Source organism: Streptomyces sp. NPDC091412 (assembly GCF_044756885.1).
In the GTDB taxonomy this organism is placed as follows: domain Bacteria; phylum Actinomycetota; class Actinomycetes; order Streptomycetales; family Streptomycetaceae; genus Streptomyces.
In genome coordinates this window covers 1-22311 of sequence record NZ_JBIVTV010000043.1, presented here as the reverse complement: position 1 = coordinate 22311, position 22311 = coordinate 1, and the positions used below count along the sequence as shown (strand labels likewise).

Sequence of the window (22311 nt, the reverse complement as noted above, 5' to 3'; positions counted from 1 at the left end):
AACGGGGCAACACGTTCCCACAGGTCATCAGGCACAAGATCATCCGACACTCGAAGAACTCTGCCGCCATCAAGCCCAACTGCCAAGCCCCACACGCCAACTCATTCTGAAATGATCAGTAACTGATCGTTTCAAAATGATTTGAGCTGTGGGTCTTGCGCTCGGCGATCTTGGTCGGCAGGGTGTCAGGGATGCGTGTTGATCTTGTTCCTGATGACCTGTGGGAGCGGGTTGCTCCGCTGCTGCCGCCGGCTCCCGAGCGGCGCCACCGCTACCCCGGACGGCTGCGTGTTCCGGATCGGGCGTCGAACCCGTACACCACTTCCCTGGACACAACCCATCCGGACCGCACGCTCACGCAACTCCAGCGGGTACTTCCTCGGGGCAGGCATCGTCTGGATTCCTCTCATGAGCCCCATATGACCCGCTGTCAGACCTCCCCGCATCTCGGGGGAACCTCAGCTGTTCAGGAGCGGTGAGGGAAGTCCGCTTGGGCCGTGCGGTACAGGCCGATAATGAGAAGCGCGGTGGAGCCCGCCCAAGGGAGCATGTCGGAAGGGTGTGCCGCGGGCCAGGCCCACCAGTGGGCTGTCTGTTCCGGTCCGTAGCCGAAGACTGAGACGGTCAGGGCGAGCAGCGTTGGGATCACTGTCGAAGCGTGATTTCCGAGAATCTTTCTGCCGATGAGGGCGAGTCCGGTGTAACAGGCCAGGTTGCGTACAGCGGATTCAGTGATGGAGCCATTGGCGCTGCTGATCCATCCTGCTGCAACCGGGACTGCCACAGCGGCCGTTGCCGCCACCACCGTGATGGCGAGGAGGGAATCGAGAGCGGCGATGCGTCGTACCGCTGTGATCTCGATCGGGGTGGGCGTTCCGTAGCAGGCGTTGAGGGCGATGGCCGGCGCCAGTGGGGCGAAGAGAGCGAACGGGACGTTAGCTGACGTCGCTCCGCCCAACTGGGGCAGCGGCAGGCTGGTGTCTCCGAGGGCAAGGGTCACAACCCAGAACCCGGTGGTGACGATCGCGAGGAGGAGCGTGCGCCGTGTGTGAAGCCACCATGTCATCGTGGCATGCACCGGACCTGGGCGATGGTGGAGCGGTACCAGGCTTTCTGGTTGCCCAGGTTGTCGTCGAGAACATGTTCGACGGGTTCCCATGTCCGTGGGTCGGTTCGGTGCTGGGCTTCCTGCGGACTCATGCCCGCCCGTACAGAGAGCCAGGTACGCAGCTCGTCTTCGGATTCGAAAGCCTGTTGTGCGGCCCTGGCCGGGTCTGCCGGGCAGTTGGTCTGGCTCTCGTCGTCTGAGTCGTTGACCAGGACCGTGGTGAGATCGGCGACAAGACCGGCCACGATGTCCTCGCTGGTGTAGCTGGCATCCTGCCTGACCGTGACCGTCCACTGATTCCGGCTCGGGTGCTGGTTGTCTTCGGTGACCACTTCCGGCGAGGTCACTCCGACAAGACGCAGGCGTGTGACCGCTGTGCTCACCGTACGGGACGTCTCGCTGAGGCGGGGCGTGTGCTCGGGCCAGACACACACTCGGGTGCCCCGGGAGTCGGTGCAGACCAGTTCGGACTCAGGCCGCGTCTGGACCGCGTCGGGGCCGAGATGGTTCACAAGGCTGACGCCGCTGACGGTGGTGGCCATGGCGGCTACTACCGACAGCGCGACGCCCGCGTACGGCACGGAGTCGGGCAGGCTCCCCAGACGGGGGGCGCGCCGCGACGCAGCCACTGCGGCAACTGCCAGGCCGGCCAGGCCGACAGCCACAAGCACCGGTGCCAGGATGCCCGCGGGGTCGACCGCGGAGGTGTTCATGCAGCAGCCATGGGCCGGCCGAGTGAGATGACGCAGCCACAAAGGCTCGAGTGCAGGCGGATACACGTTCCACAGGTAGTCGCCGACCAGAGTCACCGGGACGGCGGCTACGGCGGGCAGCCATATTCCGATCGCGTAGCCGGCGATGACATGGGCGCACAAGATGGCGCCCGCCGATGCGATGATCCTGACATCCGGCCACCCCGGAGCCGACTCCATCTGTAGGCGAGTCACGGCGAGCGCTGCCGCGAGGGCGAGAAGACCCAGCAGCACGACCGGCGCGAGGGAAGCCCCGGCGATCTCCCACCCGTTGCGGGTCGGGGTCCCGTCCCCGATTTTGGCGCGGCGGAGCCTACTGGCTTCCCACGCCGCACACGCCGCGGTCACCGGCGCGATGAAGATCAGAGCGGAGGCCGCCTTGGCAGTGGCGGCGGTCCAGTAGCCGTCCAGATCACCGGAGACGTAGTCCGAGGAGACATAGAGGACCACGATGAAGAGAAGCAGGGGAGCGGCGAGAACGGCGGCGTTGGAACGCGGGTGGAAACGGAAGAGCACTATGCTTCGCCTCCACCGAGAACTGCGGCGTAGGCGCCGTCTGCGAGCCGGCCTGGCGCGGTGTCATGCGGGGCCTGGGCGTGGAATTCCTTGACCGTACCGCTGAACCGGACCGCCCCCTCCGACAGGACCACCACATGGTCGTACACCTCGGACAGGTCCTCGGTCTGGTGTGTGGAGGCGACGATGTCGGCATTTTCGGAGAGTTGCTCGACGACTTTCCGGAACGTGCCCCGCTGTGCGGGGTCGAGACCCGCTGTCGGCTCGTCCATCAGAACGAGTTGGGAAGAGTGCACCAGTGTCTGGGCCACGCCGACCCGGCGAAGCTGTCCACCGGACAGCGACGATGCCTGCTGGCCCGCTTTCTTGGCGAGTCCGACGCGACCGAGTGCCTCCAGCGCTCCGTCCCACGCGTCTCGCCGTGACATGCCCTTGAGCCAGCCTGCGTAGGCAACCTGTTCCTGGCAGGTCATACCTGGAACGGGTGTGATGTGCTGGGGCATCCAGCCCACTTGACGCCGATACGTGCGTAGCTGGGAACGCAGGGCGGGGTCGAGTCCCGCGAAGGAGACGGTGCCGGAGCGGGGCTTGAGGGCGGAGGCGGCAAGAGCCAGAAGCGTGGTCTTGCCCGCGCCGTTGGGCCCGAGCAGCACAGTACGGCCCGAGGGGAAGGCGAAACTGAGTCTGTCAAGGACGACCGGGCCCCGCCGGTACTGATAGGTGCAGGAGTCGAACTCGACAGACACAGCCTCACAGCCTTCTTACGGAGATTGTCGTTGCTTCAGTGCGCTGCTCAGTATCGGACGGAGACCGAGTTCACCTTCAGGTAGTAGCCCGACGGGCTGTCCTGGATCTTCGTCACCGTGAAGTGGTAGTTGCCCTTCGGCTGGACGCCGAAAGCGTGCGAGTCGGAACTGCTGCAGTGGAAGGTGTAGCGGCCTCGGTCCTCGTTGGGCTCAACAATCGAAGTCTCGCGAGTCAGCTGCAACTGCGTGTTGTCGACCGGGGCGCCCAGCCCCCCATTGCTGCAGCCGCTGAGGGATATGGAGGTGCTCACGCTGTCGTTGTTGTTGTCGGTCCACGTCCGGGAGTCGAACCCGGTGCGGACCCCGTTCATGCTGGAGCTCCAGCTGCCTTCAGCGTGGGCCGGTATCGCGCCGGCGAGGACGACAGCCGCAGCACATCCCGTGACAGCTGCGATCACTCTCTGTCTACGCATGTAGCTTTCCTCCCATAGCTGTACGTGCACGACGTCTACGCAGAGACGCACAGACGTGCCCACATAGAGTGGACGAGGAGTGACGTTACGTTACTCAACTTGATCATGTGGTGAACGAAAAGCAGATCGATCACGACATGTTCATGACTAAATGATCAGCGGGCGGACCGGTGCCCGACCGTGGCCGGCAAGCGGCTGACCAGCTGGATCGTCATCGACATCGACGCCACGATCATCCTCTCCGCGTCCGACAAGGTCGGCGCCGCGGTCACGTTCAAGAAGACGTGGGGGTTCCACCCGCTCGCGGCTTGGTGCGCCAACACCCAGGAATCGCTGTCGATGCTGCTCAGACGGGGCAACGCTGGGTTGAACACGGTGGCCGACCAATGTAGACGGGAGCACTGACAGAGTCTGTAGCCAATTCCCAGGTCACGCAGACGTCGCAAGTAGTGGTGCGAAGGCACGCTGTTCGTCGAAGGGCTGCCGGGTCTGGAGGCAGTGGTGGAGTTGGCCGAGGAAGCGGTTGAGTAGGTGGCGCTGGGCGGCGTTGTGCCAGTCTCCGTGCTCGCGTCGGCGTCGGTAGTGGGCGTTGGCTCCAGGGGAGGCCTGAAGGGCTGAGAAAGCCCAGAGGAAGCCGGCGTGGGCGGTTGTTCTTGACGAAGCGGCGGCCGATGAAGCGTTTCTTGCCGGATGCGCGGGTGATGGGGGCGGAGCCGGCGTAGGACTTGAGCGCTCTGGCGTCGGCGAAGCGGGTCCGGTCCTTGCCGATCTCGGGGAGGATTCGGGCTCTGGTCGACAACGACCGGGGTGTGGGCGGCCCCTGACCAGGGCGTGAGGCGGGGCCGCCCAGTCCCTGCCGTCCTGTCAGGGAGCAGGGCACTTCGACGGTAGAGCTCGGCGCCGGTCGGAGCCCTGTTTCTGTGGCCAGCAGTTCGTGAGCCGGCTCCCCGCCAAGCTCCGTCTCGTGCGGCTCGGGAAGGTGTCTTGCGATGAATTTCGCAGCGTTGACCACCCGTCAGCATCGTCGTACAACCCCCAACCCTCCTTGATCGTCAAGGAGATGTGGCCCGGCGTGGGCCGCTGATCGGCACCACGCCAGCCGCGTGACCTGACCGTCTCTCACCTGGAGATGCAATGAGAGCTGACTCCGTCCGCCGCGCACTGCGGCTCGGAGCCTGTACGACGCTCGCTGCCGGACTCGTCGCCCTGGGGCTCACCACCGCTCCCGCGTTCGCCGAGACCGAGCCGGAGATCGATCAACTCTGGATCAACGCCCCGTACGAGCCGACCCTGCCGCTCGGCATCAACGGCGGGACACCGCTCACCCGCACGCTCGATGTCAGGCTCAGCCACGACAACGACCACTTCACTGTGACCGACGGCCGGCTCACCGTGGACGCCTCCGGGCTCGCCGGGGTCGCCGAGATCACCTGGCCGGACAACTGCACGCCGAGCGGCGCGACCGCGGTGTGCGACGTGCCCGAGGTGCCGGTGACCTGGAACACCGGCGGCGAGGTGCACCTCAAGGTCCGCGCGGCCGACGGGGCGTCGGTCGGCGCGCAGGGCCGCATCACCTTCGAAGCGACGGCCACCGGCGGCCCGGACGGCACGCTCACCGCGCCCCGGGACAGCTTCGAGACCACGGTCACAGTCGCGTCGGGACCCGACCTCGCGCTCACGGCCGGCAAGGACATCGAGCACGCCCGGCCGGGCAGCAAGCAGAAGCTCCCGCTCACGCTCACCAACCACGGCAACGAGACCGCGCACGGCTTCACCATCAGGATGATGGCCTCGTACGGGGTGCAGTACCTCAACCGGTACGACGCCTGCACCTACACGACGTCGAGCGGGGACGAGTACGCCCCGATGTCGTACGCGGACTGCACCTTCGCACAGGATCTGGCCCCGGGTGCCTCCTTCAAACTGCCCCAGCCGCTGCGGGTCGCACTCACCCGGCAGGCGCTCCAGGAGCGGGTGGACATCTCGGCGGACCCGGTCGGCGCGACCAACCTGGGGGGCTACAACAGCTATGTGGCGCTACAGATCGGCGCGGACAACACCGCCGACTTCTCGGTGACCGGCGCTGCGGTCCAGGGCGCGGCGGGCGAGACGGTCACCGCGTCACTCACCTTCAGGAACAACGGTCCCGGCTGGCTGGGCAACCTGGGCTCCGGGGACCCGGTCGCCGCGGTCCGGCTGATCGTTCCGCCCGGCACCACGGTCACCGGTGTTCCGGAGGGCTGCGGGCCGGGCACCCTCTCCGGCAGTTACTACCCGAACCGCACCGGCGCCCCGCGCTACGACTGCTCGCTGCCCTACTGGGTGCTGGAGAACACGGAGCGCTCCTTCGCCTTCAAGCTCCGGATCGACACGGTGGTGCCCGGAGCGACGGGTGAGGTCAGCATCCATCCCGAGTTCGGCGAGTTCCGCCACGACCCGAACCCGAGGAACAACACGGCCGTACTCACGGTGAACTAGGGCCTCTCGTTTGGATCATGCCGGGCTCGCGGGCCCTGGTGCCGCGCCTCGCCGCGTTGTCGTCGGTTGGCAGGGCTCCGCCCTGCCGCCCTCCTCCGCCTTGCGATGCACGGCACCAGACCCCGCTCCCTGATCCGGCCTGATCCAAACGAAAGACCCTAGCGCACACCAGCGCCCCGAAAGGCACCCTTGTCTCTGCGCGTCGCGCGGGTCTTCTCCGCGCGACGCGCCTCCGCCTTCGCGATCTTCTCGGCGTCGATGGCCAGTTCGCGGAACATCCCGCTGATCGGGTTGGTGAAGCCGGTGAAGTACAGGCCGGGGGCGTTGCGGGCAGCGGCGCCGTGGAGCACCGGCCTGCCGCGGGCCTCCAGGACCGACGAGCCCCTCCAGGGCGCGGACTTACCCGGTCGCGGCGATCACGGCGTCGGGCTCGATCCGGCTGCCGTCGACCAGGACGACCTTGCCGCCCTCGAAACAACTCGCTACCGCACGTCCTCGCGACTACGACGACGCCGCGGCCACGCTTGCCCTGCACGACCGCGCCCGCTACACCGACGGCTGTGCCGCCTACCCCGTACCGCCCTGGGCGGGCGTCTTCCTGCGGGCTGCGGCCTGCTTCGCCCGGCTCGTATCCGGCGAGGACCAGGAACTGCTCGCCGCGCCAGGAGACCGCGCGCACCTGCTATGTGTGGCGGAGACGGCTAGTGATGGTCTGCGGGGGAGTGTCAGTTGAACCTCGTCATCTGAGCGTCAGTGGCGCAGGCGCGGCGACTTGGTCGTTGGCGCTGACGGGTGGTGCTCACCCGTTGCTGACATGAGTGACGAAAGACCATGTCATTCTCACGCCGACCGACAGGCAGACCGGCCCTGCTCCCGCTGCGGAGGCGATCTGCTCCTGCACTGGCACGGCCCGCTGATGACGAGCGTGTGGATGGAGCTCAGTCCAGCCTGCGACGCCGACCGTCCCGCCGTCAGCGCGTTCATCCGCTGGCACCGCGACCCCGCCCGCGATCTTGACGCTCGGAGGGGGGCTTGTTGGTGTACGGGAAGGCGGCTGGCCTGGCGTGTTGCTGATTGGTTGAGAGGCCGGGTGGGCGGTTTGTGCGGGGGGCCGGGCTGTGTGAGCTGGGGTTGTGTTGTTTGTGCTGAGTGGGGCCGGGCTCGTTGCAGGTATCGGTAGCGCTAAATGGCTTGGTGTGTGTTTGTGCTGGTCAGGGTGGTTCTGTCTGCTCGGCGGGTGGGGTTAGCGGCGTCGGGTGGGGCGGTGGTGGGTTTCGGCGAGGTGGTCGAGTCGTACCGCGTCGAGGGCGGCTTTGGTGATGTGTTCGGTGCCGTCGCAGATGGCGGTGATGGCTGCTTGGCGGATGAGTCGGGTGAGGGATCCGATGCGGCCTGCGGTGCGTTGGTGGAGGTAGGTGTGGTGGCGGGGGAGGGTGCCGGGTTTGTGCTGGTGGAGGTCGAGGGCGTTTTCGATGTCGGTGATGACGTCGCGGAATGGTTCGCGTTGGCCGTGGCGGGCGGGGAGGGGACCGCAGTCGATGAGGGTGGCGCGTCCGGCGAGCTGGGCGCCCCGTGTCCCGCTGAAGAGGGGGGTGTCGGTGACGTTGATGCCGGCGTACACGAACGTGGCGGGGAGGCGTTCGGTGAGGTCTTTCAGCAGGTCGGCGGCCTGGGCGCCGGTGGTGGTGCGGGGGTTGAGGCGGTGGATTTCGTCGATGAGGACGAGTTGGACACCAGCGGCGGTGTAGGTGTGGCAGACGGCGTCGGTGATCTGGGTCTGGGTCATGCGGGTGGTGGTGGGGATGCCGAGGTAGCGGGCGAATTCGGTGATGAGGGTTTTCGCGGTGGCGCCGGGCGGGACGAGGACGTACGCCACGGGTGCCGCGCCGTGGGCTGATCCGGGCGGTGCGGGGTTTTTGCGGGTGTGGGCGAGGTGGCAGGCGCGGCCGACGTGGAGGAGGGCGGTCGTTTTCCCGGCTGCGGCGGGCCCGGTGACGATCAGCGAGGGCCGGGCGGTGGCCTGCTGGTGGCGGCCGAGGATCATCAGGGTGCGGACCTGGGTGGCGAGTTGGCTGATTGCGGGGGTGCGGATGGTGACGAACGCGGAGTGGTAGGCGAGGCGTTCCTCCGTGCTGCGGGGCGGGTCGTCGGGCTGGGGCGGGGCGGGCGGGTCGGTGGTGGCGAAGCGGTGCCAGCCCTGCCAGGTGGTCAGGGGCCAGGACGGTTCTGGTGCGCCGGCGCTGTCTGCCTCGGTGACGGCGTCACGGGCCCGGGCGGTGTTCCTGCTGGTGCCGCCGGCAGGGGTGGCGTGCTCTGTATGCGGGCGGGTGTTCACCACTTGTCGGCTTCCTTGTGTGCGTCGTAGAGCCCGAATCCGGCGGCCGGGGCGGGGCTGAAGTCGTCGGGGAGGTCGTCGAGGTCGTCGATGCTGTCGTTGTGGTCCTGCCGCGCCGGGCTGTCGGCGGGTGCTTCGGCGTCGTGGTCCGCATGGCGGGCTGTGGGGAGCGGGACTCGAGCGGTGCGGGCCAGGAGGGCTTGTTCGGCCTTGGTGGCGTGGCCGGTGTGGACGCGGCGCATGAGCTGGTCGAGGGCGTCGGCGAGGCCGGCTTCGTGCTGCTCGGCGTCGTGGTGGTTGCCGTGCAGGGCGAGGGTCCTGATGTGCTGCCAGGTGTGGTCGTTGAACGGCTGGTGGACGTGGTCGCGGTGGATCCACGGGATCTCGGTCAGTTGGCCGTCGGGCAGGCGGACCCAGATCTGGCGGACGTCATGGGGGTTGTAGTGGATCTCCCATTTGCCGCCTCGGCCGGCGACGGGGGAGGGCTGGCCGCGGTAAGGGGCGAGGAGGTCCGCGTCGTAGGTGCGGTGGTGGATGCGGATGCCGGAGGCGGTGATGGCCTGCCAGCGCACGGGCAGCAGTTCGATGTAGTCGTGGCCGGTCAGCGGTACGGGGACGTGTCCGGCGACGGCGACCAGCGCGGCCCACATCTGGTTCGGCGTGAGCGCTTTGCGGGGCATCAGCGGGTGGCGGAGGCCTTCGTGGGGCCGGTGGTGGTAGTGCACCAGCCACTCATCAAGCAGATCCTGCAGCTGGGTGACGCTGTAGCAGGCGTCTTTTTCGGTGTCGGGGCCGCGGCGGGTGACGTCGGATCCGGTGTAGCCGGGCAGGTGCTGGCAGAACAGCGCGTTGATGGTGCCGAAGGTCCGCTCCACGATGCCTTTGGCGGTGGGGGCGTGGGGCGGGGCGGGCTGGACACTGATGCCGAGACTCTCGCAGGCGGCGGTGAACGCGGCGGAGACGAAGACTTTGCCGCGGTCGACGACGATCGTCTCGGGCAGGACGACCGGCCTGGCCGCCGCACCGGCCAGGCGCTCGTCGAGCGCGGCCAGCTGCCGGTGGGGGAGTGAGGGAGCGTGGTCCATGCGCAGGATGTTCGGCCAGGTCGGCCGGGCGGGGTGCGGGACGGCCATCTCCGCCAGCAGCAGGGCGGCATCAACGGACTTGGTCGCGCTGGGACACAGCACGGCGGCGAGGATGGCGCGGGTGGCGACGTCGACGGCGATGGTGAGTTCGGGCCGGGCCAGGCGCCCGTCGTCGAAGAGGGCGAGGACGTCCAGGCGGGTGGTGTCGACCTGGACCTGTTCGCCGGGCCGCAGCGCCGTCGCGGGGGTAAAAGCCCGCCCGTCGACACTTGCGGGCACCTGCCGGACGGGCCCGCAGGGCAGTTCACCGGGCCGGGCCAGGGCGGTAACGAGCCGGTAGAGCGTGGCTTGCGACGGCGCGGGCACCGTGCCGGGGCCGTGCCGGTCCTCAAGGATCTGGTTGATGAGAGGGAACAGGCCATTGATGGTGCCCCGGGAGCGGCCGCGCCGGCGGCGCAGCGCTTCACGGACGGCGGCGACGACCCGTTCGTCGGCCCGCCCGGTGGGGCTGGAAGTACGGGTGGTGCGGTGGTCGAGCAGCCCCCACAGTCCCTGCTTGCGGTAGGCCAGGCGCATGCGCTGCACCGTGGTGCGCGACACCCGGCCGAAGCCCAGCGCGGTCAGCTCCTGGGCCTTGGCCTGCTCCCGCTCTGCCAGCGTGTGCCGCTCGGGGTCGTACCGCGGCCGCACCGCTCCTTCGCTGCCGGGCCCGCCGGGCAGCCCGCACTCGACCTCCCTCACGTGCCGCTGCCACGCCAGCGCTTTCTCACGCGCGGCGGCAGGGGCGGTCTCGAACAGTCCCCACTGCGGGGCCGCCTGAGGCACATCGGCCCCGATGACGGTGAAGCCGGGGTCGGCGAACAGGTGCCCGGCGAGCACGGCCTCACCACCGCCGTCCGGGCCGACGAGGTGGATGTCCTGCCCCGAAAGGGCGACCACCTGCCACTTCACGCCACGGAACCGGACGTGAGCACCGACCTTCACGGCCGGCCGGGCATGCCGCCGCGCGGTCACCCGGCATCTCCCGTCTCGGGGCCGCTCCAGCCCCGCGGGCCGACGGGTACGCGTTCGTGCAGCGGCGTGTCCAGGCCGGCCGTCAGCTGTCCGTGCCACAGGGCGTGGAAGACGCAGGGGAGGACCTCGATCGGGTCGCCGATTGCTTCGGTGCCCTCGATCAGCGGCCGCGGCCGCGTGAACGCCTCGACGACTGCCGCCATCAGGCCCAGGCGGCCGGTGTTGCGGGGGTGGCGGTAGCCGGCCAGCCATTTCAGGTTGGCGGCCAGGACGTCGTCGAGCGGTGGGAGGCGCCGGTAGGTCCAGCCGATGTGCGCGCATGCTTCCGTGACGGCTTGGGCGGCCTTGAGGGCGCGTTCGCCGCCGGCGTCGGGGTGGCTGGGGCAGTCGGCGAGCAGCGCGGTGCCGTCGGCACGCCGGGCGAAGAGCTGCGGCACCCAGGAACGCACCTGCCCGCGGGGATCACGCCACAGCAGCCGCACCGGCCGCCCCGCCAGACCCGTCACGTCCGGGTCGCGGTCCAGGACCATCAGCTGGGCGCGCATCGCGTTCGACCCCGCGGCCACGTGCCGCCCGGTGGTCGCCGACCACCACAGTCCCGGACCCCAGCGCCGCCCCGGGACTACCGGGAACGCCGACACCGGCGGCAGTTCCTCGAACGCCACGGCCATGGCGGCATCCGCCCACCGCTGCTGCACCGCCTGCCCCACCGGGTCAAGGAACACCGCCTCGAACCCGCCGCCCTGGTCTACGGCCACTCGCCCTGCCCGGCTCCGGGGGCGGGCTGCTCCTGTGCTGGTCACCCGCGCCAGCCAAGCCGCTCCCGCCGGCAGCCGCCGCCGTTTTCAGTATTTCTGCCGCGAACGAGTGCCGTATCAGCTAACAGCCGACCCACCCCTCGGCGCATCACTCTCAGCCGCCGTTTTCCTGCCTGCCCGCCGTCAGCATCTGGCTGAGCACCTCAACGGGCATGTCCACCCACTGGGCCACCTCCTGAAGCGGCACCCCGCCGTTCACCGCCGCCACCGCGGTCCGTTTCCAGGCGTTCTCGATCAGACCGGCACTGTGACTGAGACCGCGCAGCAGCCGCCGGACGACGTCGGCGGTCGGCCCGGTCTGCACTCCGCGCAGCTGCAGCAGCTGCTCCTCGGCGCTGTCGATAGCGCTGGTGATCAGCCTGCGCTGCTCGGCGGGTACCGCAGCCCGCCACATCGTCCCCGAACCGGGTGCCTTCTTCTCCTTGCCCAGCACCCGCAGCTGGCCGGCCATGGTTGCGGCCTGGTGTTCCCGCCGCAGCCACCACGGGTCGTTGTCGTATCCGGGTGGTCCGCCGGCGCCGCGGCGAAGGCGGATGACACTGCCCATCCACGCCATGAGCGGCCCGCCGTGGTCCGTCGCGGCCAGCGGCCCCAGCCACTCCCGTCCGACCCGCTCACCGAGCCTGCGGCAGAACATCCCGTCGGCGGGCAGCGCCCGCGGCCGCCCGGCACCGCTGTCGGCCCACACCAGCTCGGCCATGGCCGGGTCCAGCAAAGCGTCGGCCACCGCCACCACCTCCGGGAAGACGACCGCGTCCCGCCCCACGATCCGCCACTGCTCCAGATCACCACCGGCATCCCCGCCCGCAACCTGATGCAGGCGCCGCGGCCAGATCGTCTCCCGCTCCCACTGCAGGGCCTGCTCCCACCACCGGGCCACCACCGCCCGCGCCAGCGCGAACACCCGCTCCGGCTCCGCACCGGCCCGCACCGCCCGCCGCGCCACCCCGGCCCACCGCCGCTGCGCCGCCACTACCTCCGGCAAGCTCCGCAGATCGAGGTGCTCCAGCGGCTGATTGGCGTCCGCGTCCAGCAGCCACCGTCCATGACGCACGCACACCCGCTCCCACCGCGGCGCATACCGCACCGCCCGGAGGGCCGTCCCCGTGCGCCGGGCCGTGCACAGCCGGCAGCTGAACGCCACCGGACCGGCCACCGCGCCACTGATCCGCCACAGCCCCACCGGATTGCCATCCTCGGCGCGCAGCTTGGCGTCCCCTTCTTCCCAGGATGGCAACGCCCGCGCCAGCACGTCCTCCTCGACGCCGCACATGCCTGCCAGGAGCTGGCGTCCGGCTGCGTTCAGCAGCACCTCGGCGTCGGCCCGTGCGCCTCCGCCTTCGTGACCGGGCGGGTAGTTGCGCCATTTCCAGCAGGCCCGCAGCACCTTCGCTTCCATCCCGTAGCGGCTTGCGATGCGGCAGATCAGCGACGAGGTTGTCTCCCCTCGCAGGGGAGCGGTCCTCAGGAGGCCAGTGCGATAGGTCACTGCATCACGGTCTCGTGTTCCCAAGTTCAGTCGGGCGTCTTCTCAACGGGTGCCCGGCGGAACAGACACACCGGATCCGCGCGGTCCGACTGCAGACGGCTGCCATCGTCCTGCGAGAGCGTCGGACGCCGTTCACTGCGTGGCCCGGCTCTCGATTGTCTCTGCTGCCCTCCTTCCGGTGCCCTTGTCACTCCCGGGCCGCCACAGGCGGCAGTGCAGGAGACACCGGTGGAGGCGGTCTGCGTAGTGGTACTTGACGGGCAGCAGCGGCCCCTCGGCTGGTGAACTACCGGCACGGCCAGGCCACCCGATCGCCCTGCCGCCAGCTTTCTGAGCCGGTAATCTGCACGGATCTTCGAACGGACCAGGGGAGGGGCCGTGGGGGCGGGATGGACGGCGCTGTTGGTGGCCGTGGTCGGTGTGGCGGGCACGTTGGGGGCGTCGTTGCTGACGCAGAGCCGCGCGGACCGCACCAAACGCATGGAGGTCGAAGCGGCCGCGGCGCAGCGGCGTGAGGAACGTGACCACGCCGAGGCTCTACAGGAGGCCGAACGGGATCGGGTCCGGGCTGAGCAGTCCGTCCTGCTGCGCCGGACCTGCTACATCACACTCAACACCGCAGCCCGTCAGTACCTGACCGCGCAGGTCGACGTCCTGCACGCCCTGCGCAACGACACCGGCATCGACGATTCGCTGGCGCAGCTCGAGATTCGGCGTACCGCGATGCGGGAGAGCTACGCCGAGGCGCAGATGATCGCTCCCCGCCCGGTGATGGACGTGGCCGGTGTGGCCAGTAGGCGTCTCAACGCCGCTTACGGTGAGCTGAAACGGATCGCCGCCACCACTTACCGGCTGGCAGAGGATCTGGACGCCTTCGAAGAGGGCGTCGACCGGTCGTGGACCCACCTGTCCGAGATGCGGCAGGAGATGCGCTCCGATCTCAAAGTGGACGAGGACCCGCTGCACAACTGACCGCAACCTCTCTCCCGCGCATCACGCGCACCCCAGACACAGGAACAACCACTGATGGGTCTTTACAAACGCATGCTCGAAGCTCAGGACGACCAGGGCTGGTACTTCTCCGACCAGTACGTGTGCACGGGCTGCGTGGACGACGAGGTCCTGCAGGGACTGCTGCGCGAAGCCGAGGACGAAGACGCTATCTGTGATTTCTGCGGCCGCTCCCCGGCCGCGGAACTCGACGTCCTGCTGGAGACGTTCGTCGCCGCCATCTACACCGAGTACCGCTCCGCGGACGACGAAGGCGTGTTCTGGGACGGCAGAGAGGGCGGCTACCAGTGGGACATCAAGGACACCTGGGAGGTGGTGGACGACTGCGGCGGCTCCGAAGTCCTCACCGGGAAGGGCCTGCTCGAGGCCGTACGTGACGCCGTCATCGACAAACCCTGGGTACCTGTTAACTTCATCGCACCCCGTCGGGACGAGGCCCTGCGTGACGGATGGGCTCGGTTCTGCGAGCAGGTCCAGTACCACACTCGCTACGTCTTCTGGCTGCGGGAGCCGCAGGACGAAGGACTGGGAGCCGGCGAAGTCTCCGCCGGCCGCATCCTAGACCACGTCGGCGACCTCATCGACCGGCTCGGACTGGTCACGGAACTGCCCGCCGGGACCCGCTTGTGGCGCGCGCTCACCCACACCGAACCGCAGGTCGACTGGGATGCCAAGCGCCTGGGGACTGCGCCGCGGGATCACGCCCGGCAGGCCAACCGCATGAGCCCGGCTGGCATCCCCATGTTCTACGGCGCGGCCGATGCCGACACCGCGGTCCGCGAGACCTCACTTCGCAGCGACGACCCCTGGGCTACGGCCGCGATTTTCATGACTACTGCAGCCTGCACCGTCGTCGACTTCACCGACCTGCCTCCTGTGCCCTCCTTCTATGATCTCGCGCGAACGGCGGACCGCCGCCCGCTGATGTTCCTCCGGGACTTCGTCGACCAGCTGACGCAGCCTGCGCGGTCCGCCTATGAACAGATCGACTACGTCCCAACCCAGGTGATCACTGAGTACCTTCTGCACGTCTTCCGTCCTCTGCAGTCGGTCTCCGGTCTGCTCTACACCTCCTCCCTCACCGGCGAGAAGGCAGCCGTCCTCAATGTCCCCAACGAATGTTGCCTCGACGCCACCGAGACTGCCGAGACCGGCGGCCTGGCCTTGACTCTCGATGCCGCGTCCCGCCGTACAGTCCCTGTCCGCCTCGAGTCATGACACGCAGCAGGCCCGCAACGGCGATAGACCGTGCGTATTCAAGAAGAAGTGACACATCAGAGTTACAACTAAGCGCCTCACCTGCGTCAATTGCGGCGCACTCACCCCAGCGGGGGCCAGGGCGAAAGTCGCCAGCACTCCGGTGCTGTCCTCCGGGCACTGAGCCCCACCAAGGGGTGAGGCGGGACGCTACCGCCGGATGGAGGTACTGCTGTGATCGTTCGCTTCGCGGGTGGCCCGCTCGCCGGGCGCGAGCTGGAGACCACCGACGCCTCGTGGGCCGGAGGCTGGCTCACGGCCGGTGACGCCGACTGGGGCCTGTACGTCCCGGTGCACCGCGACCCGTGACCGGCGTCGTCCTGGCGGTGGTCCGGGTCACCTTCCCGCGCTGCCCGTAGCGGCCCACCGGCGCCGTGACGTACGAGACCCCGGGCCCTGTCGGCGGGCCCGGGGTCTTACGGTGACGGGGGAACGGTCAGAGGTTGTCCCAGTAGTTTTCCCGCTCGGAGAGAGGACCGAACCGCTCGATGGACCAGCAGGTGCAGTTCCCGTCCTCGTACAGCTCCTTGTCGCATTCCTCGCGGTGCTCACGCACCGGCCGGCGCTTCGGAGCCGCCGACGGCGCGGACTGCGGGGCGGGCGGCTCCGGGTGGCCTCGACGGCCGGTGCCGGGCCCGCCCACTCCATCCCCAGCGCTGCGAGGGCGGTGTCCAGGATTGGTTTTTTTGATCAGGTCGGTGGGTGTTGAGCTGGGTTGATCAGTTTGCTGGTCGATGTGTGGGAGGGGGAGGGGAGCCAGATCGTGAGGCTTGTGGTGGGAAGGGCAGTGTCGGGTCAGCGTTGTGAGCTCGGGGTTTATCAGATGGCGGGCTGGCCGATCAGCTCCTCTCACCTGCAGTGAGCGTTGGTCAGGTGCGTTGCTTGTTGGTACATGGTTGGTGTGACACGGGGCGGGGCGTCTGGTTCGCGCGACGTGCAGGGGAGGTGGGGGAGCCACGAGTACCAACATGCCGCCTGAACAGGGCGGATGAGGTTTTCGGCAGGCGTAATTCCCCGCGGCCGCTGCCGTCCCGGTCTACGCCTCGTGATGTCGGCGCCCCACCCATAATTCATCAATCACCGAACACATATTCAGGAGGCCTGCTCGTGTCCGCGCTGCGGGCACCGTTCGTAGGGCCGGCGCGGCGGTCGGCCCGCAGCTAAGAAGGCTGCGGGCCGGTTGCCCATCGCCTCGCTCAGTGCGGGTCCGTCGTGGAGGACAGCCGTGCCTTCCTCCGCCCGCGGAGCCACTTGACCGAGCGGATGACCGTGCCGACGGCGGCGACCACAATGGTGACCACCGGCGCGTACATCTTCGCCAACGCGACCGTCTGCTCAAGCCGGTAAGTGAGCACGAGCACCAGCATCGTGCCCAGCAGGGCGAGCACGGTGATGGCCAGCGTGATGTGGTGGTCCTGGGCCCAGATCTCGACGGCCGCCAGGCGCCGACGCAGCAGCGCCGACGTCTTCTTCACGGCCGACACCAGGCGCGCTGCCCGAGCACGGACATGGTGGCGACGCCACATGATCTCGGCGGCGACCGTGGGTCCGCTCAAGCAGACCGCGGCCAGGATCATCGCCAGGAGGACCTGGGAGGTCACGCCGCACCCCGCTTGGTCTTGGTGCGGACGGAGGCCTGGGTGTGCAGCTGCTCCGGGATCCAGATACGACGCTCCCGCGCCGCCTTGTACAGCGCCGTGCGGAACCGTGTCTTACGCATCCGCACCGCGCCGTGGGACAGGTTCAGCTTGTCGGCGATCTCGGAGTCCCCGAAACCCATCACCGTCAGCCGGACCACCGCCTGCGTCGCCGGCGCCTGCTCGTCGAGGATCTCCTCCAAGGCGGTACCGAACACCTCGGTGTCGATCCGGTAGTCGGTCGCCCCGAGCAGCCTGCCGATCCCGACCTGATTCGCCGCGTCCTCCGTGAAGTCGTACACCGCGTGCAACTGCGCCCACTTCACGTGCTCCCGGGCCCACCGGACGTAGGCCCGCCGAAACGTCCAGATACACAGAAGGACGATGTACGACGTCACACAGCTGGCCCCGCGCGGACAGTTGTAGTCGGCCCGCCAGCCGCATCCCTTCCTCAAGTCCGTGCGGAACTTCTTCATGGCGTACGCCAGCACCTCGACCATGAGAGTGTCACGCGCCTCCTGGCTCCCCTTCAGCAGGCGTACGTCGTCGGCGTGGACGAAGAAGTCACGGCCCAGGCGCGCGCTGTGCTTTTGGGCGAGCTGGGCCATCTTGTTGGAGCCGATCATGCCGAGCACGATCGGCTGGAGCTCCAGGAACAGCTCACTCTCGAAGGTCTCGTAGGCGGGGCCTTCGAACCCCTTGTAGGACAGCTCCTCGATCCGCGCGGCGTCCTGCTCGAGCCGCGAGCTCCGCTCTCCACCCACCGCCGCGTCCACGACCTCAATGATCTCGACTTCCTGGTTCATGGCATACACCCCCTCGTCTCAGCTGCCCCGATCGCCGCAACTCACTGATCGCGCGAGTCCAGGGATGCGAAGCAGACCGCTTGTTGTACGGGATGGAGTGCAGGGGGAATCTACGAATGTCACACGCGAGCCAAAAATTATTCGGGATCACGCCTAATTCAGCCGACGTCACCCCTCCGACCAGGGCAAATGGCGTGGCCGTGGTCCCGACGACGCTCGTCGGGACCACGATCTTGCCGTTGCCCCTCCCCGCATGGTCGAAGGCGCCCAAGGAGATAGCTGGCCGCGAGCGCCACGACCCCGACGACGACCACGCCCACCACACCCATCACGCCCACCTCATCCCGATCGCGGACAATTGCTCGATCCGCTCCGGCGTCAGCGCGGCGGCACGGGAGCGCTGGTTGCCGACCCACGTCCCGGGCTTGAGCGACACCTACCGCTGTTCCTGGCCTTCCTCGCCGCCGCCCAGGGTGATGGTCTCGACATGCTTCCTCCGCACCGTCAGGTGTCCTTCGCGCACGGAGTCTTGCCGCCCTCACCGGTCTTCATGAAGCAACCATGGCCTCCGGGTCCATCTGCCGGCCGGTGAAGAACCGGTACTGTCGAAGTCGGCGAGCACCGCGTTGACCCACTCCTTCCACAGCCGCTTCAGGTACGCCTTGATGTGGCCGATGTAGTTCCCCTTGTCGTACTGCGTCTCCACGAGTCCGTGCGCATCAACGACGTCCGACGCCGGTCAAGATCACATGTCAGAGGACACACGCCAGCTCCGAGGAGCCTGCAACGCCAGGTGCAACACAGCGCGTTGCGGCCCTGACCTGCTGAAACGCCACGTGGGTGGGGTGCGGGCGAGCGCGTTGACAGCGCGAGACCCCGGGCCTCTTGAGGCCCGGGGTTCGCTCACGGCGCTGGAAGCGGTCAGAGGGTGTCCGGGGCGGCCTAGGGGATCGTCACCGGCCTCGCCCACTCCATGCCCAGTTCCCGTAGTGCGTTGCCCTGTTCCGCGGTGAGTTTGTCTCGCCTCGATTTAGTGTTCGAGATCCATACGCCTAGCTTGACGACCACCGGCTCCGTCTCGCCGGCGACCGAGATCTCCTCAGCGTGCCCCCTCGGTACAGGCCGTTGGCCTTCCCGCTCGACCCACTGCGTGAGGGCCGCGAGGCCGCACTGGAACGCCTGCTGCGCCTTGCCCGATCCCTTCGTCGACCGCGCAGCCGCCGGTGCGGGAGACGGTGCTTCAGCGGGTTTCACGCCCAGCTTTGTCAGCCGTTCCTGTTGTTCGGCGGAGAGTTGTGTCCAGGTGCTCGCTTCTCTTTGCCGCGTGAGCCATCGTCCGATGTCGTCGCCCTCGAACAGCACCCCGGGGTCGATGGCCGGCAGGACGCCGTCGGCGTCGACCAGGTCCGCGAGCACCTTGTAGTGCCGTTGCCAGTCGAGCGGCCAGGGGCAGTCCCAGTCCGGGTCGATCGCCGCCAGCTGCGCCGCGCGCTCTGTTGCCCGTTCCGGGTCCTTGCCCAGACCGTTCTTCGCGCCTTTACGTCGGAGGTTGGCCATGTGCTGCCCGATGGGCACCATGCCTTCGCCCTCGCCCCAGACGGCGTCTTGGCGGGGTGCGAGGTGTCCGGTGGCCCGGTGGTAGGAGCGGAGCGCGGTGAGTTTGTTCTCCCACGCTTCGTCGCCGGGTTCCCAGACCATCCCGGCGTCGTCGAGGAGTTCTTTGCGGTGGGCGTCGAGTTCGCCTGCGCGCTGCGTGCGGCGTTGCTGGTGGACCCACCGGCCCAGAGGGTAGTCCTTGGTGACGCCGACTGCGGTCTCGGTGTCGTACGGCACGGCGTACAGGCCCGTGATCTCGTTCTCGGTACGCCACCGGATGAGGGCTTGGTAGCCCTCCAGCCAGACCAGTGACTCGGGCCGGATGATGCGGCAGCGGGTCAGGGCGGCGATGTCGGCGGCGTCGCGGGGGGAGGCGAAGTTGACCACGACCGAGGTGACCCGGTCGACCTCCTGCTGCGCCTCGCTGGTCTCCTCGGTCTCGTCCCGGTTCTCCGGGCCGGCCGCGGGGGCGGGCCGGACGTGGATACGGCGGCGTTCAGCACCGCGTGTCAGGGCGCGGGAGGCGAGCTGGTCGACCATGCGTTCCGAGTGCGAGCGCAGGGCTTGGAGGATGTCGGCCAGAGGTTGGTAGCTGGCCGAGGCGATCATGTCCTTCGGGTCCTCCCCGGGCTGGAGGAAGACGGGGATGATGATCCGGGCGGTCTTGGTCGTGCCGTCGGGGTTGGGGCGCAGGGCGCGTCCGATGTTCTGAACGACGTCGACCTGGGAGCTGCGCGAGCCGACGATGCACACGGCCTCGACCCCGCGCAGTCCGGTGATGTCGACCCCGACCCCGAGCGCCCGCACGGAGGAGAGGAACGCCCGGTGTACGCGCCGGTTCTGGGCGTTGATGCCGTTGGCGAACCGGTGGATCACCGCCCGCCGGTGCGCGATGGGATGGTCCCCGCACAGCCAGCCGGCCCACACCCTGTCCGGGGGCACGTGACGGCCCTCCTCCAGCTCGTACAGCTCAGCATCAATCGACGACGCGGGCAGCTCCTCCGCCCCGGCCAGCGCCGCCGCGGAGGCCTCCGCGGTATACAGCTCAGCGGCCGTGCGCGGCATCTGCTCGGCGAACGCCGCGGCCTCCTCCACCCGCTGGTGGAACACCATGGTGGTGTGCAGATTCTGCTGCGCCGCATGCTCCAGCAGCGCGGCTTGGAGCAGGGCCATGCGCCGGCCACGCAGGGCATCCTCGGACAGGCCCAGGATCGGGTCCGGGTCGCGGATCTCCAGCACGTCGATCTCGAACCCCGCGAGGATCGAGCGTTCCACCGCCTCCGCCAGCCCAAGATCGAAAATCCGGGTTCCGTAGGTGCTGGAGTCGTCCTCCATCGACGCGATCACCACCTCCCGCCCGTCCCGGCCCCGCTGCGGTCGGGGCGCGGCGAGGATCCGCGGGGTCGCGGTCAGGTAAAGCCGGAAGGCGACGGGGATCCGGCTGTTGTCGTGGATCGCCGCCCATGGCCGGCCCACATCTCCCGCGGTCATGTGCGCCTCGTCCAGAATGGCCAGGTCGAACGGAGCCATCCGCTGCCCGTACAGCCGCTCTCCGCCCGCCAGAGCCGATTCCAACGGCCCAGGCACAGTCCGGCGACCAGTGACGTCGGCGGGGTCCTCACGGTCCACGAGAGAGGCGTACGTGGCGAACACGACCACCGGCCCGGTCCCGGCCCACAGGGCGAGCTGGATCGGGTTGGTGGTGGTGCGCACTCCGAGCTGCTCCAGGACCTCGTCCTTGTCCACCGAGCAGACTGCGACCATCGGCGCGCGGTGCCCGACCCGCCGCCAGGACTGGGCACTCTGCACGATCAGGTCCAGCGTGGGCACAATGACCAGAATCCGCCCGCCCGGGAAGTACTCCAGAGCGCACGCAGCGGTGGTGATCGTCTTCCCGGACCCGGTCGCGGACACCCCCATGGCACGCGCCCCCTCCGGAGGCACAAATGATCTTGCAGGAAAACCAACCCAATTACGAAAGCTCAACTTCTGGTCGACCTGGTGCTCCTTAAGCGGAACCAAAAACATTTCCACGCCCTCCCCGATTCTTATTCATGTGGTCTTTCAGAGGGCGGCGTGCGGAGTGCAGACCGCGCCCAGGTCGTTCCAGATCATGGCGTCCGCCTTGTGCCAGCCACCGGGCTTTCCGTCCTTGAAGGGCGGTTTGTCGTCCGGGCCGTAGTGCCAGGCATCGAGCGTGCAGACGATGTAGTCCCCGCCGCCGTTCACCGTGCACAGGCCGCCGGCCTCGCCCAGCGCCTCCAGCACCCGGCGCCGCGCCTTGGTGTGCGGATGGGTGCGCGGCAGCACGTTCGTCCGGACGAACTTCTCCAGCCGCACCAGGCCCGCCCGCTCACGCTGCCTCAAGTCCGCGAGCTGCATGGCCAGTTCAGCGGTTCCAGCGGACCGGCCGCTACACCGGGACCAGTCCCGGTCCGGGATGCCCGCCAGGGCCTCGCTCACGGCCGTCACACCGTCATCCCACCCGTCCGCGAACAGCGAGCCCCGAGAGGCCGGCGCCATGCCGCCCAACTCCACCACCTCGCAGTGCGGCCTGGTGGCCGCCCTGGCCTCCAGCGCGGCCACCAGGCCGTCCGCCTCGCTCGCGGGCACGCCCTGCGCCTTCAGGAGCGCGAACACCTTCAACCGGGCGTTCAGGCCCGCAGTCTGGTACTGCGTCACCCGGCGCAGAGAATCGCTGCTCAGTGCGGGATCGGGTCCGGTAGATTCGTGGTGACCGGTCATCTTCGGTCGTTCCTCTCGGAATCCCGGGGAGGTTCCCGGGTGGTTGGGGGTGTCCCGTGTTTCCGCCAACGGTACATGCGGCATCAGTCTGATGCACCCACTACACTGGAACCCACACGAACGAGCGACCCCCACCCCAGTAGCCAGCACGGCCCGCGCAGCGGGCCCCAACGGTTCTGGAGGCGCAGCCGGAAGGACCGTCAGGCGGGGAGCGCAGCGGACCGCCGTCCAGGCTGGAGCGAAGCGGAATGCCTGCTGGCCGGACGTAGTCCGGCTGCGGTCCGGGAGCGCAGCGGACGGACCGTCAATCCCGGTGCGCAGCACCGGGATTGCGCGGGAGGCGCAGCCTCCCGCTGGCGCTCCCGCGGAGCGGGAGCGCAACCCCCGCGCGCAGCGCGGGGGTTCGCTTGCACATCGCGCAGCGATGTGGTACCCGCTCCGCGGG

20 protein-coding genes and 4 pseudogenes are annotated in these 22311 nt (G+C 68.6%); 8 read left to right on the top strand and 16 right to left on the bottom strand.

Translation table 11 applies throughout. The features are described from left to right. Positions 1 to 191 precede the first annotated feature (191 nt). A pseudogene (locus tag ACIQMV_RS38700) lies at positions 192 to 308 on the top strand (IS5/IS1182 family transposase); the annotation flags it as partial. A gap of 158 nt (positions 309 to 466) precedes the next feature. On the opposite strand, the gene ACIQMV_RS38695 reads toward ACIQMV_RS38700, so the two are convergent. From ACIQMV_RS38695 to ACIQMV_RS38680, 4 genes are read right to left on the bottom strand one after another with little or no spacing between them, the layout of a single operon-like run. After that, on the bottom strand, positions 467 to 1066 hold the full coding sequence (locus tag ACIQMV_RS38695) for a hypothetical protein (RefSeq protein WP_402597795.1): 600 nt from the start codon (positions 1064 to 1066) through the stop codon (positions 467 to 469). Continuing rightward, complete coding sequence (locus ACIQMV_RS38690) at positions 1063 to 2376, bottom strand: hypothetical protein (protein WP_402597793.1); 1314 nt, start codon at positions 2374 to 2376, stop codon at positions 1063 to 1065. The genes ACIQMV_RS38695 and ACIQMV_RS38690 overlap by 4 nt, the downstream gene beginning before the upstream one ends. Next, positions 2376 to 3122, bottom strand: a complete 747-nt coding sequence (locus tag ACIQMV_RS38685) for an ATP-binding cassette domain-containing protein (protein WP_402597792.1) — start codon at positions 3120 to 3122, stop codon at positions 2376 to 2378. The genes ACIQMV_RS38690 and ACIQMV_RS38685 overlap by 1 nt, the downstream gene beginning before the upstream one ends. A 47-nt stretch (positions 3123 to 3169) precedes the next feature. Further along, a complete protein-coding gene (locus tag ACIQMV_RS38680; protein WP_365437192.1) occupies positions 3170 to 3493 on the bottom strand; it encodes a hypothetical protein in 324 nt (107 codons plus the stop codon). A 282-nt stretch (positions 3494 to 3775) separates the two neighbouring features. Here ACIQMV_RS38680 and ACIQMV_RS38675 point away from each other — a divergent pair, with 282 nt between their 5' ends. Next, complete coding sequence (locus ACIQMV_RS38675) at positions 3776 to 4000, top strand: hypothetical protein (protein ID WP_402597790.1); 225 nt, start codon at positions 3776 to 3778, stop codon at positions 3998 to 4000. Positions 4001 to 4024: 24 nt separating this feature from the next. Here ACIQMV_RS38675 and ACIQMV_RS38670 read toward each other — a convergent pair. Next, positions 4025 to 4430, bottom strand: a pseudogene (locus tag ACIQMV_RS38670) (transposase); the annotation flags it as partial. 299 nt (positions 4431 to 4729) lie between these two features. On the opposite strand from ACIQMV_RS38670, the gene ACIQMV_RS38665 reads away from it, so the two are divergent. Beyond that, complete coding sequence (locus ACIQMV_RS38665; RefSeq protein ID WP_402597789.1) at positions 4730 to 6073, top strand: hypothetical protein; 1344 nt, start codon at positions 4730 to 4732, stop codon at positions 6071 to 6073. A 158-nt stretch (positions 6074 to 6231) separates the two neighbouring features. Here the strand turns inward: ACIQMV_RS38665 and ACIQMV_RS38660 are convergent. Further along, positions 6232 to 6562, bottom strand: a pseudogene (locus ACIQMV_RS38660) (NAD(P)/FAD-dependent oxidoreductase); the annotation flags it as partial. On the opposite strand from ACIQMV_RS38660, the gene ACIQMV_RS38655 reads away from it, so the two are divergent. Both ACIQMV_RS38655 and ACIQMV_RS38650 read left to right on the top strand, forming a co-directional pair. Then, entirely contained in the window at positions 6534 to 6806 is a 273-nt protein-coding gene (locus ACIQMV_RS38655; RefSeq protein WP_402597788.1) for a hypothetical protein, read from the top strand. The pseudogene ACIQMV_RS38660 and the gene ACIQMV_RS38655 overlap by 29 nt on opposite strands. Before the next feature lie 81 nt (positions 6807 to 6887). Next, positions 6888 to 7253, top strand: coding sequence for a DUF6300 family protein (locus ACIQMV_RS38650; protein ID WP_402597787.1), 366 nt, complete (start codon positions 6888 to 6890; stop codon positions 7251 to 7253). A gap of 63 nt (positions 7254 to 7316) precedes the next feature. Here ACIQMV_RS38650 and ACIQMV_RS38645 read toward each other — a convergent pair whose 3' ends face one another. The 4 genes from ACIQMV_RS38645 to ACIQMV_RS38630 form a co-directional block, all read right to left on the bottom strand. Further along, positions 7317 to 8285 carry a TniB family NTP-binding protein gene (locus tag ACIQMV_RS38645; protein WP_402597797.1) on the bottom strand — a complete coding sequence of 323 codons (969 nt, stop codon included), beginning with the start codon at positions 8283 to 8285 and terminating at the stop codon, positions 7317 to 7319. A 119-nt stretch (positions 8286 to 8404) separates the two neighbouring features. Then, a complete protein-coding gene (locus tag ACIQMV_RS38640) occupies positions 8405 to 10507 on the bottom strand; it encodes a Mu transposase C-terminal domain-containing protein (protein WP_402597785.1) in 2103 nt (700 codons plus the stop codon). Then, on the bottom strand, positions 10504 to 11265 hold the full coding sequence (locus ACIQMV_RS38635; protein WP_402597783.1) for a TnsA-like heteromeric transposase endonuclease subunit: 762 nt from the start codon (positions 11263 to 11265) through the stop codon (positions 10504 to 10506). The genes ACIQMV_RS38640 and ACIQMV_RS38635 overlap by 4 nt, the downstream gene beginning before the upstream one ends. Positions 11266 to 11419: 154 nt before the next feature. Continuing rightward, positions 11420 to 12814: a DNA-binding protein gene (locus tag ACIQMV_RS38630; RefSeq protein WP_402597782.1), complete on the bottom strand. Its 1395-nt coding sequence runs from the start codon at positions 12812 to 12814 to the stop codon at positions 11420 to 11422. 378 nt (positions 12815 to 13192) lie between these two features. On the opposite strand from ACIQMV_RS38630, the gene ACIQMV_RS38625 reads away from it, so the two are divergent. The 3 genes from ACIQMV_RS38625 (at position 13193) to ACIQMV_RS38615 (ending at position 15391) form a co-directional block, all read left to right on the top strand. Then, a complete protein-coding gene (locus tag ACIQMV_RS38625; RefSeq protein WP_402597781.1) occupies positions 13193 to 13786 on the top strand; it encodes a hypothetical protein in 594 nt (197 codons plus the stop codon). 135 nt (positions 13787 to 13921) lie between these two features. After that, positions 13922 to 15043, top strand: coding sequence for a HEPN-associated N-terminal domain-containing protein (locus ACIQMV_RS38620; RefSeq protein WP_402597780.1), 1122 nt, complete (start codon positions 13922 to 13924; stop codon positions 15041 to 15043). A gap of 213 nt (positions 15044 to 15256) precedes the next feature. Further along, positions 15257 to 15391 carry a hypothetical protein gene (locus tag ACIQMV_RS38615; RefSeq protein ID WP_402597779.1) on the top strand — a complete coding sequence of 45 codons (135 nt, stop codon included), beginning with the start codon at positions 15257 to 15259 and terminating at the stop codon, positions 15389 to 15391. An 887-nt stretch (positions 15392 to 16278) separates the two neighbouring features. Here ACIQMV_RS38615 and ACIQMV_RS38610 read toward each other — a convergent pair. From ACIQMV_RS38610 to ACIQMV_RS38585, 6 genes and pseudogenes are all read right to left on the bottom strand, one after another. Further along, on the bottom strand, positions 16279 to 16683 hold the full coding sequence (locus ACIQMV_RS38610) for a hypothetical protein (RefSeq protein ID WP_402597778.1): 405 nt from the start codon (positions 16681 to 16683) through the stop codon (positions 16279 to 16281). Further along, positions 16680 to 17525, bottom strand: coding sequence for a hypothetical protein (locus ACIQMV_RS38605; protein ID WP_402597777.1), 846 nt, complete (start codon positions 17523 to 17525; stop codon positions 16680 to 16682). The genes ACIQMV_RS38610 and ACIQMV_RS38605 overlap by 4 nt, the downstream gene beginning before the upstream one ends. Before the next feature lie 328 nt (positions 17526 to 17853). Beyond that, complete coding sequence (locus tag ACIQMV_RS38600) at positions 17854 to 17961, bottom strand: helicase associated domain-containing protein (RefSeq protein ID WP_402597776.1); 108 nt, start codon at positions 17959 to 17961, stop codon at positions 17854 to 17856. A gap of 102 nt (positions 17962 to 18063) precedes the next feature. Next, positions 18064 to 18246, bottom strand: a pseudogene (locus ACIQMV_RS38595) (hypothetical protein); the annotation flags it as partial. Positions 18247 to 18467: 221 nt separating this feature from the next. After that, a complete protein-coding gene (locus ACIQMV_RS38590) occupies positions 18468 to 21149 on the bottom strand; it encodes a Helicase associated domain protein (RefSeq protein ID WP_402597796.1) in 2682 nt (893 codons plus the stop codon). Positions 21150 to 21185: 36 nt separating this feature from the next. Further along, positions 21186 to 21803 (bottom strand): hypothetical protein, encoded by a 618-nt coding sequence (locus ACIQMV_RS38585; protein WP_402597775.1) that lies wholly within the window; start codon positions 21801 to 21803, stop codon positions 21186 to 21188. Positions 21804 to 22311 lie beyond the last annotated feature (508 nt).